The organism is Natrialba hulunbeirensis JCM 10989, assembly GCF_000337575.1.
Taxonomy (GTDB): Archaea; Halobacteriota; Halobacteria; order Halobacteriales; family Natrialbaceae; genus Natrialba; species Natrialba hulunbeirensis.
This window is the reverse complement of sequence record NZ_AOIM01000040.1, coordinates 1-17,442: the sequence shown is the minus strand read 5'-3', so window position 1 is coordinate 17,442 and position 17,442 is coordinate 1. Positions and strand designations below refer to the sequence as shown.

The window sequence follows — 17,442 nt, the reverse complement described above, 5'->3', positions numbered from 1 at the left end:
GTCGGTCGACGCGATACACTGCTATGTCAGCCATCACCGTCGATCCCCCAACCGTCTCCGGCTCGACACTCGAGTGCGACGTGCAACCGTCGTCGGATCTGCGGCGTTTTTTCACGGACGAACCGTTCCGCGTGAGCTACGATCGGTCGCTCGAGAGCGTCCCGGAGGGAATTCTCGTGATTCCCGTCCTGGCGCAGGTCTGTCCCGTCGCCTGGGCAAACGGCGCGGACGTCTACGTCGAGGAGGTGGACGCGACGTTCGCGCGCGCACTCGAGGACGTCCAGGAGTCACTGTGTGCGATGCACGACTTTCTCGAGGGCGGGGAGCTGTACGCGAAACGAGTAACGGAACAGGAGCCTTCGGCAGCCGAACCCGGTGTTTCGAACGCCGACAGCGCCCTCCTCTTCACTGGCGGCGTCGACTCCACCTGTTCGTACGTCCGCCACCGCGAGGAGACTCCAACCCTCGTCAGCATCCGCGGCTGGACCATCACCATGGACCCCGCCGACGATCAGGACTGGAATCACCTGCGCGACCGTGTCAGCGACTTCGCCGCCGAGCGCGACCTCGACACTGCGTTCATCGAAACCAACGCTCTCTCCGCGCTCGACCACGCCATGCTGCTCGCCCACTACAAGCGCTACGTCGACGGCGCCTGGTACAGCTCCGTCGGCCACGGGCTGGGCCTCCTCGGCCTCTGTGCCCCCATGGCGTACGCCCGCACCATCGACGACCTCTACGTCGCCGCCACCCACTGGGACGGCATCGAACTCGAGTGGGGCTCGCGCCCAGATATCGACGACAACGTCCGCTGGACGGGGACGCAGTGCCACCACGACGCCTACGAACTCACGCGACAGGAACGCCTCGACGCGATTGCGGAGTACGTCGCAAGCGACGCGCCCGCACTGGAACTGCAGACCTGTAACACGCGGATGGACGGCAACTGCGGGCGCTGCGAAAAGTGCTATCGGACTGCTGTCGGCTTGCGGCTGTCGGGACTCGAGCCGACGGCGCACGGCTACCCGTTCGATGAGTCGGACTACCGCGAGCTGCGGACGGCACTCGAGCAGGGGCAGTGGGTGTTGGGCCAGGACGAGCGGTATATGTGGGAGGATATCCGCGAGCGGGTTCGTGAGACCGACCGCGAACCCGAGTCGGCGGCCGAGCGCGAGTTTGTCGAGTGGCTCGAGACGGCGGATTTGAACGCACTCGTCTCGGAGTCGGGGCCGCCGCTCTCACATCGGGTACTACGCGCGGGCGCGAGGAATGCGCCGACGCCGGTCTACAATGCAGCGTATCCGGCCTGGAAGGCGATGAAAACGGGGTTGCATCGAGTTCGAATGGGGCGATAGGGGGAGAGGGGAGCCGGCGCGTAGAATTTTATTCCAGACGGTCATAGCATACCCATGGAGTCTCCGCCCGAGAACTCGGCAGGTTCGACTCAGAACGAGATGCTCGATCTCGTGTTGTTGGCCATCTTCTGGCTACTCTTCGCGCTGCTTACGGCGACCGTTGCAGTCGTCGTCCTCTCGATAGCCGGCGTGGACGGAGATGCCTACTTCGCGGAAGTGTACGTTGGGATGGTGCTTCTCGGACTGGGCTGGTACGTTCTCGCCGGCAGACCGATCCGTGCGTGAGGGAGTACGCGCTACACACGGGCTCCGCCCGGCCTAAACCGGAGAAAAAGGGTTGTTACCTGTCCAGTTCCTCGTCAGGATCATCGTCTCGGTTGACCTCACCGGGCGTGATTTCGATGGGGTGTACCCCGCTTTCACCCTCCCTTGCCGGGTCGCGCTCGCCGCGGCCGCCTTCCTTGTCTCCGCCAACCGGAATCTTCGTCCGCAGCGAGGAGGCGAACGACTGCACCTGATCCGCGACCGTCTGGACCTCCGACTGGAACTCCTCGACGGAGCGCTCGACGTAGTGCACGCGATTGGACGGAATCCGGCGAACGATGTCGTTCCCTTCGTCGTCCTCGTCCGTCTTGATGATCCAGTGATCCTGGAAGTACGCAATGTGCTCGTTCGGGACCGTCTTGTTGACCGCGTCTTCGTCCGGTTCGTCGTAGACGATCGTTGCCTCACCGAGGTCGCGCTCGAGTTCGAGATCCTCGTCGACCATAGCGGATGAAGGGACTCGAGTAGGGTAGCCGCTGTGCTTGCAAGGCGCTGTCCCTAGAGAATCCGGACAGTTGCGTCGTGAGGGTGGAACGGAGCGTGGAGAGAACAGTACGGTGACAACCAGCGCCCTTACTCTGTTTCCTCCCGTTCCGCAGAACACCCAAAGCTTCGCCAGATGCTGAGTGTCGATCCAAGGTCCATCCGCGGGTCGCCGATTAGCCCCCGCATCTCGACACAGTCATGCTCGTACTCACGCAGGTCTATCGTCCGACCCTCATCTCGGGACTGCGTGTCTAACCAGGTACGGATCATGTACGCACCAGCCTCGGTTGGGTAGTCTTCGAACGCGCCGTCGGACCAGGTGTCGTTCCCCCAACCGGCCGTGTCTTCATCGGCTGACGGAACTTCGACTGAGTCGTGGTACACACGCTCATCATCGTCGGTGATCTCTACGGAGACTGTATGGGATTTCTGAACGTAGTTCACAACCTGAAGCTGTTCCAGTCGCATCTCGTTCGGTGAGCGCTCACCAGTGAGACAGCCAGCAAGTACCAGCGGCGAACAGACACCAACTGCTCGAAGCGCCTGCCGTCTGGTGTGCGGGGACATACAGGAAAAATAATCGATCGGAGGTATAAATTTCCCCGTCACCAGGTGGGTAATGGGCGACGAGACCGCAGGTAGCAGTGATCGAGAGACGAGTGTGCTACTCCATGTACCCAAGCCCCTTCAGCCGGTCCTCGACGTCGGTGAAGTCCTCGTCGACCGAATCGGCTGTCTGGGGCTGGTCGACCGACGTTCGCTCGACTTTCGTCTTCGACGGCGTCGCCGACGCGTCGAACGCGTCGAACAATACCCGCCCGTCGACGTTCTGGGGAACCGGCTCGCCGATTCCGTGTAAGAGCGTCGGCGCAACGTCAACCACGCGCGCGCCGCGGAGCGTGGCCCCGGGTTCGATCGACGGCCCGCGGCAGAGGATGATCCCCTCGTTTCGGTGGCTCGCGGCGTACGTTCCGGTATCACCGAACGGCTGGTCCGTGATCGCGTTACGACAGTCGTAGCCGTCGACGCCGTTGACGACGAGATCCGGCGAGTTCGGATCGGTCGGGAACAGTTCGTCGCCGTCGTCGACTCTGAGCACCGGCTCGCCGTCCTCGTCGGTGATCGACTCGAAGAGGTCCACCAGCTCCGACTTGACCCGCGGCACCTCCGACGGCGAGACGATACCGTTCACGAAGCGCTCGCTGTCGTTGATGTAACAGTTTCCGGCACCGTGGACGAACGCCGTCGTCTCCTCGTAGTTCACGTCGTAGAGGGCGTGGTCGCCCGGAATCTGCTCGGCCACCGAGTCCACCAGCTTCCGTGGCAGCGTCGAGACGAGCAACTCCTCGGAGATGCCGACCTTTCCGAGGAGATCCGTAATGCGGTCCCGGGAAATTCCCAGGCTCGCGAGCGCACCCCGCGTCCCCTCGTCCTCGCGTCGCACCAGGTAGCCCTCACGCTCCAGAATGTGATTGACGTAGACGAGTTCGTGAATCGGCCCGAAGCCGTGGTCCGAGACGACATAAAGGTCCGCCTCGTGTCGGTCGGTGTACTCGAGTACCTCGCCGAGGATCTCGTCGAGTTTCTGGTAGTGGGCGAGGATCCGGTCCATATCCCAGATGAGGTGCTGGAACCGGTCGGGGGCGGTGTAGACGAAGAAGAACAGCCGCCAGTCGTCGCCGGCGCGGTCCATCTGGAGGTCCATGAGTTCGCGCCGCGTCGCGAGCATGTCGTCGACGGCGACCTCGAAGTCGTCGAGCCGGTCGGCGTACTCGGGGTAGTCGAGACTGATCTCGTAGTCGGGGATCTGGGATTCGATCTCAGATTGGAGGTCGGTGGGGGCGGCGAACTGCTGGTCAGTCGAGGGCGTCATCATGCCGGTGACCATGCTCCCGCCGTCCTCGGGATCGCGTGCGGGGTAGGTCATCGGCACGTTGCCGACGTGGGCCGGCGAGAGCAGTTCCCAGAGTGTCGGTTGCTTGATGTCGTGGCTCGTGTACATCTCGTGTGAGTACTCACTCGAGAGGTTCTGGAAGCCGTAGACGCCGTGTTTGTCCGCCCAGACACCGGTCGCGATAGAGGGCCAGGCGAGTGGCGTCGTCGGTGGGCGGGTGCTCTCGAGTGTGCCGCTTGCACCGTCCTCGCGCAGTTTGGCGAAGTTGGGCAGTTTGCCCTCGTCGCTCCATTGTTCGATCAGTCGCCACGGGACGCCGTCGAGTCCGAGCACGAACGCTTGCCCGGAGGGGTGAGTAGATCCGCTCATGATTGTCGAGAAGCCTGCTGTCGTGGAGGTGGCCCGATGAGCGCTTTGTTATAGGGAACGTTCACGGACCGATCAGACGAAAATAACGTTGTTCGGTGACGTTACCGGCCTCGAATCGGGACCGTGCGACGACGTCGAGCAACGCAGACGGGACAGGTGTGTAGGCGAGTGTGGACGGTGTTTGCCCTCCATACCGGCCGTAGCCTGCCGACAGCACGACAAAAGCAACCAATAACAAAACCGGCAGGTCGAATCCGTCCGGCGTATGATACGATCGCGTGGTCGTGGTGGCACAGATGGGTAGCGTCGTCTGCTCGCTGGATGCGGAACTCGGGTGGGGGTTTCACGATCTCGAGCCACTCCCCACAGAACGCGTCGAGGCCGGACGGCGCGGCTGGTCGACGATGCTCGAACTGTGTGAGGAATTCGATATTCCGGCGACCTGGGCCGTCGTCGGCCACCTCATGCTCGAGGGTTGTGACGGCGTCCACGAGGACCACCCCGCACCCGACGGCTGGTTCGAGCGCGAACGAACGGACTGGTGGGACCGGCCCGACCTCCGCTTCGGCCGTGATCTCGTCGACGACCTCCTCCAGTCCAGTGTCGACCACGAGTTTGCCAGCCACTCCTTCTCGCACGTACTCTTCGGTGCACCCTCGACCGACCGCGAACTCGCCGTTGCCGAACTCGAGTGCAGTCTCGAGATCGCCGACCAGTGGGGCCAACACGTCGACTCGTTCATCTACCCGCGAAACGACGTTGGTCACCGGGACGTGCTCGCCGAGTTCGGCCTCAACGCCTACCGCGGCACATCACCGACGTACGACGGCGTCCGCGGGCTGTTCGACTCGACTGTCCGCGACCAGACCATGCTCGTCGAGCCAACCGTCGACGAATACGGCCTGGTGAACGTCCCCGCCTCGATGTTTCTCTTCGGCTTCGAAGGCCCCGCACGAACCGTCGCCGAATCCATCTGGCAGGACCCGATGGTCCTCCAGGCCAAACGCGGCATCGACGAGGCCGTCCGAAACGACGGGCTCTTCCACATGTGGCTCCACCCGAACAACCTCACCCACCCCCGTGACGACCACCGAATGCGGGCCATACTCGAGTACCTGTCCCGGCGGCGAGCGGAGACAGATCTTACGGTGGAAACCATGGGCGACGTTGCTCGGCGGGTGCGCGTTCCGCGCGGCGTCGACGGCGGGACGGTTGCCGCAGACGGTGGAATCATGGGAGACAATTGATGCGGCCAGTTTGATAGCGCGTTCGCGCTCTCGGCCATCTGGTATCCAGTGCGTGCAGAGAGTACGACGGCGATAACAAAGCCCGCATACGGCCGGGTATTGGCTACGATGCTCTCGTCAACAATTGGCCGACTGACCGGCTCCGACGACCTCGCGCTCGGGGTACTCGGCGTCGGCAACATCGGCATGGTCCATCTGAAGTCTGCGCACTCGATGCCCGGCGTCGAGGTTCGCGCGGTCGCCGACGCACTTCCCGAGAACCGCGCCCGAGCAGAGCGCGCCGGCGTCCCCCAGACGTACGACGACTATACGACGCTCCTCGAGCGCGAGGAGCTCGACGCTGCCGTGATCGCACTGCCGCCATTTCTCCACGCCGACGCAGTCGAGCGAGCCGCCGTAGCTGGCGTCGACGTCTTCGTCGAAAAGCCCCTCGCGCGCTCGACCGAGGAGGCAGACCGCATGCTCGACACCGCGCGCGAGGCCGGCATCGCCGTCGGCGTCGACCACACGCTTCGCTACCAGCCCGACATGATCGGCGTCAAGTCCGAGTTCGAGGACGGCACCGTCGGCCACGTCCCGTACGCCTCGATTACCCGGCTCAACGACGGTCCCCTGGGACGCCCGCCCGTCGAGAACGCACCCCCTTCGTGGCCGCTTGACCCCGACGCCGCCGGTGGCGGCTCGCTGCTCGAACTCGGCATTCACTGTTTCGACGTACTCGAGTGGCTCTTCGGCGAGCTCGAGGTGCAGGATGCATCGACCGATTCGACGCTCGACATTCCGGTCGAGGACGCGGCGACGGTACTCCTGCGAGCCCCCGAGACGGAGACGTCGATCACGCTGCACTGTGGCTCCTACCAGTGGGAGCAACTCCCCGAAGTGAACACCAGGCTCCGGCTCGAGGGGATCACCGGGACGATCAGCAACCAGGATCACCTCCCGCAGAACTTCTACGCGGGTGCGGCGAAATCAGCGCTGACCAACGTCCTGCGCCGGTTCACCGACGACGAGCCCGACGTTTTCGGCCCTACGTTCTATCTGCAGGCCCACTACGAGGCGCTCTCGGCGTTCTGTGAGGCGATTCGCGAGGGTGAGCGGCCACCAATTGACGGCGAGGACGGCCGGCGCAGCCTCGAACTCGCCGAAACTGCCGCCGAGTTGGCCGCCGAAAAGAACACTGCAGAACTCGATCCAGTGGAGGTGACCCGGTAATGGATCGGTCGAACACCGTCCGTGCCACACTCGTCGACGCGAGCGACCACCGTGGCGGCTGGACCCCCACCCTCGACGCACGCCTGTCCGCACTCGAGTCCCCCGTCGGCGAGGCACTCGGTCCGGTACTCGAGTCCGTCGCGGACGAGCCCGACCGGATCACCATCGTTCCCGACGCGCACTACCCGTTTCACCCCTCGTCGGGGATGGTCACGGACCCCGCCGTGGTCGGCGCGGTGCTCGAGCAGCTCTCCTGGCGGACCGACGCCACTCTCGCCGTGGCCGGCGCGAGCACGGAATACATGCCGTTCGAGCGAACGGCAGCGTATCTCGGCTATCCCGATCTCTGCGAGCGAACCGGCGCGGAACTCGTCGACCTCGCGCCGGAGAGCGGTGACGGGGACACCACGAGACACGTCTTCCCGGTCGACGACCGCTCGGTCGCGGTCTCGGTTCCGGAACGACTCCGCGAGGATACCGTGCTGGTAGTTCCGTCGCTGCGGCCGACCGACGAAGGGCACGTCGCCGGTGGGATGCGAACGCTCGGCGGCTTCGCGGACGCGGTCGCCGAGCCGGCAGCGACCGCCGTCGCCGCGACACGCGCGATCGAACCCGCCTGTTGTCTGCTCGACGCGACGACGGTCTACGGTGACGAACCCTACGCGGCCAACGCGCTGTTCGCGGGCCCGACGCCCCTTGTCGACGCGCTCGGCGCGTCGCTGTTCGACACCGGATTCGACGACCGCGCGATCGAACTCGCCCCCGATGCGACCGAGACGGCGACCGGCGTGGAACCCGACTCAGGCTCGGCACCCCAGATTCGCGTCGACCCTGTCGGCCGCGCGGCGACCGATCCCACGGTCGATTTCGAGGCCCAGCTCGACACACTCCGAACGCGCCTTCAGGGAGGGACGCTGCCGTCGTCGGACGACACACACCCCGCCGTCTCGATCGCCTACCGACTGTACGCTGCCGTCGGCGGCGACGCAGTTCCGCCCCAACTCGAGTTGCGGGGTGGTAGCTAATGGCGACGGAGACCCCATCCGGGCCAGACACTGGCTCCGAAACGGGACGGGCGAGCACGGCGAGCGCGACGAGCACCGACGACAGCGGGCGTGTCGCAGCCGTCACCGGCGCGACTGGCTTTCTCGGCACCGCGCTCTGCGAGCGTCTGCTCGCCGAGGGCTGGACCGTTCGCGGTCTCTCCCGCCCGACATCGGATCGCGGCGATCTCGACGACGTCGAGTGGTACGTCGGCGATCTCTTCGAGCCGGAAACGCTGCGCTCGCTGGTCGACGGAGCCGACGCGGTCTTTCACCTCGCGGGGATCGGCCTCTGGAGCGCCGACGCCGAGACCGTCGAGCGAGTCAACCGCGAGGGCACCGGGAACGTGCTCGACGCCTGTCGTGCCGGTGACGTGGGCCGACTGGTCTTCACCAGCACGGCCGGCACACGGCGGGCTGTCGAGGACGATGAGTTCGCAACTGAGACAGATATCGCCGAACCGATCGGAGCCTACCAGCGCTCGAAGGCGACCGCCGAGCGCTTCGTCGACCGGTACGCCGCCGACAGTAACGGTTGCGATGACAGTGGCGGTGACGGCGACGCCGTCACCGTCCACCCGACCTCGATTTTCGGCCCGGGCGACGCCGATTTCACGGCCCAGCTGCTCTCGATGGGGCTCGATCGAACCATGCCGGCGTATCTCCCCGGCGGGCTGAGCATCGTCGGCCTCGAGGACGTGATCGACGGCATTCTCGCCGCCTACGAACACGGCGGGAACGGCGAACACTACATCCTCGGCGGCGAAAACCTCACCTACGACCGCGCCGTCGACCGGATCGCCACCTTCGCCGGTGGCTCACCCGCCCGCCTACCCGTTCCGGCGGCTGCCATCCACGCTGCAGGCCCGGTCGCCGAAGTCGTCGGCACCGTTACTGATCGGCAGGGGTTCCCCTTCGACCGCCAGATGGCCAGACTCGCGACCGACCGAATGTTCTACAGTTCCCGCAAGGCCCACGAGGAACTGGGCTACGAGTACCAGCCGCTGGAAGCGCATCTGCCCGCTGCACTCGAGTGGTATCGAACCGAGTGCCAGTGACGGCCCACTGGCGCTCCCGGTGGGACGGTCAGTGCGAACATGAACGGGCATAGAAAGCGGTGTTTGGCGGGGTAGTGGCGTTCTACGGACGGACCAGTACCCTTTTCGTTGGCGTCTCACAACCGTCTACTATACGATGGTCGTGCGCGAGTACTTCGACTCCGACATCCGGTTCTACTACGCGGTGGGAGTGTTCATTATTCTCGTCTACTGTCTCGCGATCGCCGGCGCGGCACTGTTGGACCTCGCGATCGTCGACCGACGGCTGCTGCCGCTCACCGCCGGCTTCTTCATGTTCATGTTCGTCTACTTCATCTCGATCAGCATCCAGTTGCTCGAACCGGATGACGTGTAGTCGAAAACGGTCGCTTCACTCAGTATCCTCCCCGCCTCACGCAACCCGCTCGTACACCTCGAGCAACCGGTCTGCCGTCCGATCCACACTGATCTCCCTTGCCGCCTCTCGCCCGTCCGAGCGCTCGCCGGACTCGAGTACCCCCCGAAGTCCGTTGATCAGCGCTTCGTCACTGTCCGCGACGACGGAGTTCGAGACGCCATCGAGACGCTCGCGAACGTCACCCACGTCGACGGCAACGACGGGGAGGTTACATGCGAGAGCTTCTTTCACCGAGTTCGGCGACCCCTCACTGTGAGAGGTCAACAGCAGGGCGTCGGCGGCGTTCATGTAGTCCGGCACCGTCTCGTGGGGCACGTCGTAGACCGTGTGCAGGTGTACTGGATCGTCGAACAGGCCGTTGACCGCGTTGACGACCCGTCGCGCACGTGGGTAGTTCTTCACCTCGCGCTCGGGGGTGTAGGGAAAGAGCACGTGGTAGGCGTCGGGGTCCCAGCCAACCGCCTCCTGGGCCGCCTCCTGGGGCACGGGCTGGAACTTCTCGAGGTCGATGCCGTCCGGAATCACGGCACACTCTCGGCCGAGGTGGGTTCGCATTGCCTCGGACATGACGACCAGTTCGTCACAGAACGGCGCACAGGCGCGACTAACGGGTTCAACCGGCCCATACACGTCAGACCCCCAGAGAGAGAGCACGACGGGTGTGCGCCGCTGTGCGACCGCCATCGGCCCCGTCAGGCCGTAGTGGGCGTGGATCAGATCGTAGCCGTTGCCCGACTCCTTCAGGACCGAGGGGAAAAATTTCAGGTACTCGAGTGGGCTTCGGGACGTCCCGCCGTCGACCTCGCCGGCGACCGAGAGCGTCGAGAAGGTGACGCCGCGACGTTCGAGCGCGCGCATCTGCTCGGTCATGAACGGCGCCTCGGCGTTCGTCGTCAGCGTGAGGACGTGCATCTCGGGAGTAGAGAAAGGCGCCCTCGGCGTTTTGTTATCCGCAACTTTTTCTGAACGGTCGGTTTGAGTGAAATGTGCAGAAATCGGCAACGACAGACGTCCTACTGTACTTGTACGATTACAAAGCAGCACAAGCGTCTACCTCTGTGCGATGCGAATTCTCGTCTTTGCGAACACCCCTGCGCACGTGCACCTGTACCGTCACGCCGTCGATCGGCTCGAGGCGGCCGGCCACGACGTGCTCGTGTTGACCCGGGAGTACGCCTGTACGACCGACCTACTCGAGTTCTTTGGGCTCCCCTATCGCCGCTACGGTACCCACGAGACACGCGCGCCGTCGAAGCCGGAACTGGCCCGCGAACTGGGCGAGCAGTTCGGCCGAATCATCTGGGAATCGCGACGGTTCGATCCCGATGTCGTCTTCGGCCGCGGCCCCTACGCCGCGCTGGCGGGGACAGTCACCCGCACGCCGACTGTCCTCGTACTGGACGACGAACCGGGCGATTTCAACCACACCGTCTCGCGGCCGTTCGCCGACTGCATCATTTCGCCGGACGTCACGCGCCGCGATCTCGGCGACGACCACTACACCTTCGAGGGGTTCAAGGAGTGTGCCTATCTCCACCCCGACGTTTTCGAGGCGGATCGGGGGATTCACGAGTACCTCGCGATCGATCCCGACGAGCCGTACGCGCTGGTCCGATTCAACGCGATGGACGCGCTCCACGACGCCGGGATCGAGGGCTTCTCGCGGGCACAGCGGCGGGACCTCCTCGAGCATCTGAGCGAGCACGCGACCATCTTCGTCTCGGACGAGAGCGGAACAATGGACTTCAGCGATCTTCCGGCCCGTCCGTATGACCTCCATCCGGCGCTGATCCACGACGCGATGGCGGGTGCGGACCTGCTCGTGGCCGATACGGGGACGATGGTCAACGAAGCCGGGCTGCTCGGAACACCCGCGCTGCGCTTCCAGGGCACCGACGACCACGAGTACGGTGAGTTCGCCGAACTCGAGCGCGCGGGTCTCGCAGAGCAGTTCGACGACTACGCGGCTGTCCGCGATCGGGCTGTTGAGCTAGTGACGACGGACGCAGCCGCCGGCGAACGCTGGCAGCAACGGCGAGCGGAGTACGTCGGCGACCTCGTCAACCTGACCGACCTCATCGTCGCCGTCGCCGAGGCCCGCGGTGAGGTGGGGGTACTCGAGCCCGACGTGCGCGAGGCGTTGCAGCCGCGGGCACCGATGCAGTAGCACGGTGTAGAGACGGAGCTGAACGGTGGGCGGTTGCCAAAGAACGAATCCACGAGCCCAACGACGGGGGAGAAAACGAGTTACTCGAAGGAGCGTGCCGGACTCGGTTCGGCAGGCTGTTCGATGCTGGTGTCGGTTTCGGTTTCGGATTCTGTGTTGCTGTCGCTGCCACTGTCAGTGGTATCGGCAGTGTCTGTGCCTGCTGCGTCTGTGCCTGCGTCTGCATCAGCTGCAACACCGTCGACATCAGCCGCAGCCACCGACTCGGACCCAGACCCGGACCCGGACTCGGACTCAGTCGTCTCCGCCTGCGCCGACTGCGCGACCGCCTCCGAACGAGCCTGCTCCCGACCCGCGCTGTCCTCGTACCAGGTACACTGCAGGTCCTCGTTCTCCTCGGCGTCCATCGCGATCGCGACGCCGAGCGAGACGAGGCCCACGAGGATCGTCAGGATCGACGCGAGCGCGCCCGTGAAGCCACCGCGACCACGGGCGGCCTGCGCGATCGAGCCCGCGAGACCGCTGCTCCCGACGGCAAGCCCTGCCGTTCCAGTGCTATAGAACAGCGCCGCCGGATGGAACCGTTCGATCACGTACTGGCGCTTGAGCCGCCAGTAGAAGCTCCCCAGCAGGAGCAACGAGACGTACCGGATGAACGGCACGTACCGGATGCTGCTCTCCTCGTCGCCGTAGATTGCGGACATCGAGACGTCCGCAACCCGGCAGTCGTTGACGTTGAGGTGCGTGAGGATGTGGTTGAGGAAGCCGTACTCGTCGGTAATCTCGTCCAGGTCGAGTTCCTCGATCGTCTCTCGGGAAATCGCGGTGTAGCCGTTCTGCGGGTCGCTGATCGTCCAGTAGCCCGAGGCGAACTTCGAGAGCCCCGAGAGAATTGCGTTACCGACGAAGCGGAACGTCGACATCCCCTCGCGGTCGTCACGATAGAGCAAGCGGTTGCCCTTCGCGTAGTCCGCCTCGCCCGTGACGACGGGGTCGATGATCCGATCGAGGATCGTGGGATCCATCTGGCCGTCGCCGTTCATCACGGCGACCACGTCGATCCCGTCGGCCGCGGCGCGCTCGTAGCCGGTCTTGACCGCGCCGCCGTAGCCACGGTTCTCCTCGTGACGGATCGGGACGACGCGGCGGTTGTCGCCGCCGTCGGCGACCGCGTGGGCTGGTTCCGATTCTGATTCGGACTCCATCTCAGCAGTACCATCACGCTCGCCGTCGGCGTTCAGACGCTTTGCAACCCGCTGAATTTCCGCCCAGCTTCCGTCCGGCGAGGCGTCGTCGACCGCGTAGATCCGATCCACGTACGACGGCACCGTCTCGATGACCTCACCGACGAACGGCTCCTCGTTGTAGGACGTGACGACGACGCCGATCGAGTTCCCGTTATACATCGGTCCCACCGTCGGTTCGATTCACCGCAGCGTCGGTCGTCTGTTCGCTCGCTCCATCACCATCACCATCACCGTCACCCTCGACCGCCTCGATAACAGCCTCCGTACGGCCGTCGTCCTTCTCACTGCTCCCGTTGCGGCTGCCGGTGTCACCCGTCGTGAACGCGTCGGTGCCTGCTGCCGGGGGCTGCCCATCCACCGACCCCGCGAGCGTGTAGACCCGATGACCGGCCGACTCGAGTACACCCCGATCCAGCGCGTCCCGGCCGTCGATCACGACGGTCGGCTCCAGCGCACTCCAGTCGATGTCGTCGAACTCCTCGTGTGGCGTGACGACGACCGCGGCGTCGACCGACGCGGATTCGAACGCGTCGATCGAACACGGCTGTGCGCCGTATTCGGCCGGGTCGACCAGCGGATCGACGCCCGAAACGTCGGCACCGCGGTCGCGTAGCTGCTCGATAACACCGATCGCGGGCGACGCGCGCGTCTCCTCGACGCCAGGGCGGTAGGTGATCCCGAGGACTGCGACCGACGCGTCCGCCAGCTCGGTCCCGGTCTCGGTCGCAGTCAGTTCGGACTCGAGTCGGTCGACGACGACCGACGGCATGGTCTGGTTGACCCGCCGAGCAGTTCGCGTGAGGTCCATCGGTTCGTCCATCCGCGAGAGCAGAAAGTGCGGGTAGTAGGGGATGCAGTGCCCGCCGACGCCGGGGCCGGGGTCGTGTAGCTGGCACATCGGCAGGTCGTTTGCCGTCTCGATGGCCTCGCGGACCGAGATGTCGAGTTCGTCCGCCAGGCGGCCGAGTTCGTTCGCCAGCCCGATGTTGACGTCGCGGTAGATCCCCTCGAAGACCTTGACGGCTTCTGCGGTCGTCGCGTCAGCGACGGGGTGGACCTCGTTCTCGGAGAGTTCGTCGTAGAGTACCGTCGCGGCGCGGGTGCTCTCGTCGTCGACGCCGCCGACGACCTTGGGATACGCGCCGCGGATATCCTGCAGCGCGCGCCCGCTCGAGGTTCGTTCCGGGCAGAACGCGAGCCCGAACTCGTCGGTGTCGAGGCCGCTCTCGGCGGCCAGGAACGGCTGGAGTACATCCCGGCAGGTGCCCGGCGGCAGGGTCGACTCGGCGATCACCAGATCGCCCGGCGAGAGGCCGGCCGCGATATCTGCGGCGACGGATTCGACGGTCGTCAGGTCCGGTTCGTTGTCGTCGTCGAGTAGCGTCGGAACGATGATGACGTGGATCCGCGCCTGTGCGGCCGCAGCGGGACCGTCCGTTGTCGCTTCAAACCGTCCCTGGCCGACCTGTTCGGCGACGAGGTCGGCGAGTCCCGGTTCACCGATGACGTGGCTCTCGCCGGCATTGATCGTCTCGACGACATCTGGATCGACGTCGACGCCGGTTACGTTCCCGGTCGTCTCGGCGTAGACGGCCGCGAGCGGCAGCCCCATCTTCCCGAGACCGTAGACGGCGACTGGGACGTCGCCGCCGGTTAGCGCCGCTCGCTGGTCCGTTTCGGTTATCTCTGTGCGGTAGAGCGCAGTGGTGCGTTCTGCCGCTGGTGACGTGTCGTCCACACGCATCAGGCTTCCACCTCCCGTTCGCGCTCCCGGCGCGGCGTCTCATCGTCCGCGAGCGCAGCGATATCCTGCACCGTCTGGAGCGCCATGACACCGTCTTCTGCCGTGACTGCCGGTTCGACGCCGGTCTGGACCGTCTTGACGAACGACTCGAGTTCGTGTCGCAGCGGCTCGCCGTTGTCGACGCGCGCGTTCTCGACGACGCTCTCGTGGCGATACCGGTTCGGGCCGTCGTCCGTGAGATACTCGGGGTAGGAGTCGCGGTAGATCAGCACGGACTGCTCGAGGTAGTCGACCTCGACGAGACACTCCCGCGCCGTGACGGTGAGTTTACGCACCTTCTTCTGGGTGACGCGGCTGGCCGTCAGCGAGGCGACCACGTCGTCGTACTGCATCGTCGCAGTCGCGTACTGGCCGTCGTCAGTACCGATCGCGTTGATCGTCGACGGCGGCCCGTCGAGAATCGAGCCGACGATATCGACGTCGTGGACCATCAGATCGAAGATGACGTCGTCTCGCGCGGTTCGGTCGACCGGCGGTCCGAGCCGTTCGGCCTCGAGGCTGATCACGTCCAGATCGTCGATCAGTTCCATCACCGTCTGTACCGCCGGGTTGAACCGCTCGATGTGGCCAACCTGTAGGACGAGGCCGGCCTCTCGGGCCTGTTCGGCCAGCTCCCGGCCCTCTTCGACGGTCTGGGCGATCGGTTTTTCGACCAGCACGTGGACGCCAGCGTCGAGACAGGTCGAGACCGTCTCGTAGTGGGCGTGCGTCGGCACGGCGACCGTGACGACATCACACTCGCTGAGCAGCGCGTCGAACTCGAGTGCGGCCGTACCGTACTCGGTGGCGACCTGCTGGGCGACGCTCGCGTCGTGGTCGGTGACGCCGACGAGGTCGACGCCGGGGAGTTCGTTGTAGACGCGCGCGTGATTCTGTCCCATGGAGCCGACGCCGATGACGCCGGCGCGAACCGGCGTTGGTGACGTGGCAGCGGTCGTGTGTCGCGTTCGTTCCGTACTCATAGATTGTAGTGGTCGTGGACGGCTTCGACGACGGTGCGGCGCTCCTGTTCTGAGAGGGAGGGGTGCACGGGCAGCGAGAGCACCGTCTCGGCGGCGTGCTCGGCGTCGGGGAACGAGGCAGCCGCGGTGCTCACCGTCTCGTAGGCCGGCTGGCGGTGGATCGGCGGATCGTAGTAGACGGCCGAGTCCACGTTCCGCGCCGCGAGTGTCTCCGCGAGCGCGTCGCGCTCGTCGGGCTCTTCGACCTGCACCGTGTACTGGTGGTAGACGTGACCGGAGCCGTCCGGGACGGTCGGCGTCTCGAGTGGCACCGCCTCAAGGTGCTCGTCGTAGTAGGCCGCGTTCGCCTGGCGTGCGTCATTGAACTCGAGTAGTCGCTGGAGTTGGACGCGGCCGATGGCGGCGGCGAGGCTTGTCAGTCGGTAGTTGTGCCCGAGGTCGACGTGGTCGTAGCCGCCTTCACCGGGGTCGCGGCCGTGGTTGACGTATCGCCTGACGCCGTCGGCGATGTCGTCGCGGTCGGTCGTGACGATGCCGCCCTCGCCGGTCGTCATGTTCTTCGTCGGGTAGAACGAGAAGCAGGCGGCGTCGCCGAGGCCGCCGACGCGTTTGCCGTCGACGGTCGCGCCGTGGGCCTGGCAGGCGTCCTCGAGCACGAACAGGTCGTGGTCGTCGGCGATGGCACAGAGTTCGGGCATGCGCGCCGGCAGGCCGTAGAGGTGGACCGGAAGCAGACCGACGATGTCGTCGCGCTCGTCGAGGACGCGCTCGACGGCGGCCGGGTCGAGCGTGTACGTTTCGGGGTCGATATCCGCGAAGACGGGCGTCGCACCCGCGAGGCGGATCGCGTTCGCGCTCGCGACGAACGAGAACGGCGAGGTGATGATAGCGTCGCCCTCCTCGACGCCGAAGGACTCGAGTGCGGCGTGGAGCGCGGTCGTCCCGTTGGAGGTTGCGACCGCGTGCTGGGTGCGACAGAAGCCGGCGAACTCGCCCTCGAAGGCCCTGACTTCCGGGCCGTCGGCGAGCATGCCGTCCTCGAGGACGGCCTCGACGCGCTCGAGTACGGTGTCGCTCAGGGAGGGGTCAGCGATGGGGACGTGCTCGACCGGCTCGGCGGCCTGCTGACTGTCGCTCGTTTCGGTTCCGGCGGGAGCACTGGCGTTGGCTTCGGTGTCGACGCTGGTGCCAGTCTCGGGGCCGGTTCCGGTTCCGGTTCCGGCTCCGGTTCCGCCGTCGGTTGCCCGTTCCGTCGGCTGCGTCCGGTCGTGCTCGCGGTTGCGGTCGCGATCCGTGTGATTCGTCGAGTCCGTGGAAGATGGAGGTGATCGGTCTGTCATTCGAGCTGATTCGGTCCCTCGAGTGGGGCAGGAAGCGGTCTGATCGTCGCCGGTGCGCCGAGTGCGAGGCTGTTCGCCGGTACGTCGTCCGTGACGACCGCGCCGGCCGCGACGAAGGCGTTCTCACCGATCGTGACGCCGGGCAACAGCGTCGCGTTCGCGCCGATCGAGGCCCCGTCTTCGATCGTCGGGCCCTCGAGTCCGGCGTCGGTACGGACTGGATACTCGTCGTTGGTCATCACCGCAGCCGGGCCGACGAACACGTTCGAGCCGATCTGCGTGTCGGTCGGCACGTAGACGTTCGTCTGGAGGCTGACGTTGGAGCCGATGGTCGTCCGGCCGTCGATGACGGTCTTCGTGCCGACGAGCACGTCGTCGCCGATGTCGGTCGACTCGCGGACCAGAATATCGTGGCCCGTCGTGAAGCCGTCGCCGACGGTCACGTCGCCGTAGACGATCGAACCGGCCCTGATCGTCGCGTCGTCGCCGAGCAGCGTCGGCTCGTCGAAGTCGCCGTAGCCGACCGTCGCCTCGGGG

The 17,442-nt window shown here is 65.5% G+C and carries 17 protein-coding genes; 8 read left to right on the top strand and 9 right to left on the bottom strand.

Features of this window, described 5'->3' with window-relative positions; genetic code table 11:
• The first annotated feature begins 23 nt into the window (after positions 1-23).
• Positions 24-1,355: a hypothetical protein gene (locus C483_RS16060; protein WP_006654417.1), complete on the top strand. Its 1,332-nt coding sequence runs from the start codon at positions 24-26 to the stop codon at positions 1,353-1,355.
• Between the two features lie 54 nt (positions 1,356-1,409).
• On the top strand, positions 1,410-1,640 hold the full coding sequence (locus C483_RS16055; protein WP_006654416.1) for a hypothetical protein: 231 nt from the start codon (positions 1,410-1,412) through the stop codon (positions 1,638-1,640).
• Positions 1,641-1,695: 55 nt separating this feature from the next.
• Here the strand turns inward: C483_RS16055 and C483_RS16050 are convergent, their stop codons facing one another.
• The 3 genes from C483_RS16050 to C483_RS16040 form a co-directional block, all read right to left on the bottom strand.
• Positions 1,696-2,124 (bottom strand): hypothetical protein, encoded by a 429-nt coding sequence (locus tag C483_RS16050; RefSeq protein WP_006654415.1) that lies wholly within the window; start codon positions 2,122-2,124, stop codon positions 1,696-1,698.
• Positions 2,125-2,252: 128 nt separating this feature from the next.
• Positions 2,253-2,732, bottom strand: a complete 480-nt coding sequence (locus C483_RS16045; protein ID WP_241431526.1) for a hypothetical protein — start codon at positions 2,730-2,732, stop codon at positions 2,253-2,255.
• A gap of 97 nt (positions 2,733-2,829) precedes the next feature.
• Positions 2,830-4,428: an alkaline phosphatase family protein gene (locus C483_RS16040; protein WP_006654413.1), complete on the bottom strand. Its 1,599-nt coding sequence runs from the start codon at positions 4,426-4,428 to the stop codon at positions 2,830-2,832.
• Between the two features lie 296 nt (positions 4,429-4,724).
• Between C483_RS16040 and C483_RS16035 the strand changes: the two genes are divergently transcribed.
• The 5 genes from C483_RS16035 (at position 4,725) to C483_RS16015 (ending at position 9,343) form a co-directional block, all read left to right on the top strand.
• Positions 4,725-5,675 (top strand): polysaccharide deacetylase family protein, encoded by a 951-nt coding sequence (locus C483_RS16035; protein WP_049912835.1) that lies wholly within the window; start codon positions 4,725-4,727, stop codon positions 5,673-5,675.
• Between the two features lie 108 nt (positions 5,676-5,783).
• Positions 5,784-6,887, top strand: coding sequence for a Gfo/Idh/MocA family protein (locus C483_RS16030; RefSeq protein WP_006654411.1), 1,104 nt, complete (start codon positions 5,784-5,786; stop codon positions 6,885-6,887).
• Positions 6,887-7,912 carry a DUF362 domain-containing protein gene (locus C483_RS16025; protein ID WP_006654410.1) on the top strand — a complete coding sequence of 342 codons (1,026 nt, stop codon included), beginning with the start codon at positions 6,887-6,889 and terminating at the stop codon, positions 7,910-7,912. The genes C483_RS16030 and C483_RS16025 overlap by 1 nt, the downstream gene beginning before the upstream one ends.
• Positions 7,912-8,988 carry an NAD-dependent epimerase/dehydratase family protein gene (locus tag C483_RS16020; protein WP_006654409.1) on the top strand — a complete coding sequence of 359 codons (1,077 nt, stop codon included), beginning with the start codon at positions 7,912-7,914 and terminating at the stop codon, positions 8,986-8,988. The genes C483_RS16025 and C483_RS16020 overlap by 1 nt, the downstream gene beginning before the upstream one ends.
• Before the next feature lie 136 nt (positions 8,989-9,124).
• On the top strand, positions 9,125-9,343 hold the full coding sequence (locus tag C483_RS16015; RefSeq protein WP_006654408.1) for a hypothetical protein: 219 nt from the start codon (positions 9,125-9,127) through the stop codon (positions 9,341-9,343).
• Between the two features lie 36 nt (positions 9,344-9,379).
• Here C483_RS16015 and C483_RS16010 read toward each other — a convergent pair whose 3' ends face one another.
• Positions 9,380-10,297, bottom strand: a complete 918-nt coding sequence (locus C483_RS16010; protein WP_006654407.1) for a glycosyltransferase — start codon at positions 10,295-10,297, stop codon at positions 9,380-9,382.
• A gap of 151 nt (positions 10,298-10,448) precedes the next feature.
• On the opposite strand from C483_RS16010, the gene C483_RS16005 reads away from it, so the two are divergent.
• Positions 10,449-11,552: a DUF354 domain-containing protein gene (locus C483_RS16005; RefSeq protein WP_006654406.1), complete on the top strand. Its 1,104-nt coding sequence runs from the start codon at positions 10,449-10,451 to the stop codon at positions 11,550-11,552.
• An 80-nt stretch (positions 11,553-11,632) separates the two neighbouring features.
• On the opposite strand, the gene C483_RS16000 is transcribed toward C483_RS16005, so the two are convergent.
• The 5 genes from C483_RS16000 to C483_RS15980 form a co-directional block, all read right to left on the bottom strand.
• The gene (locus tag C483_RS16000) at positions 11,633-12,958 is read right to left on the bottom strand and encodes a glycosyltransferase family 2 protein (protein WP_006654405.1); all 1,326 of its coding nucleotides are present in this window, start codon (positions 12,956-12,958) and stop codon (positions 11,633-11,635) included.
• On the bottom strand, positions 12,951-14,543 hold the full coding sequence (locus tag C483_RS15995) for a nucleotide sugar dehydrogenase (RefSeq protein ID WP_006654404.1): 1,593 nt from the start codon (positions 14,541-14,543) through the stop codon (positions 12,951-12,953). Before C483_RS15995 ends, C483_RS16000 begins: the two co-directional genes overlap by 8 nt.
• Positions 14,543-15,565, bottom strand: coding sequence for a Gfo/Idh/MocA family protein (locus C483_RS15990; protein WP_006654403.1), 1,023 nt, complete (start codon positions 15,563-15,565; stop codon positions 14,543-14,545). The genes C483_RS15995 and C483_RS15990 overlap by 1 nt, the downstream gene beginning before the upstream one ends.
• Complete coding sequence (locus tag C483_RS15985) at positions 15,562-16,905, bottom strand: DegT/DnrJ/EryC1/StrS family aminotransferase (RefSeq protein ID WP_006654402.1); 1,344 nt, start codon at positions 16,903-16,905, stop codon at positions 15,562-15,564. Before C483_RS15985 ends, C483_RS15990 begins: the two co-directional genes overlap by 4 nt.
• The coding region (locus tag C483_RS15980) for an acyltransferase (RefSeq protein WP_006654401.1) at positions 16,902-17,442 on the bottom strand (541 nt) is incomplete at its 5' end. The genes C483_RS15985 and C483_RS15980, both read right to left, overlap by 4 nt.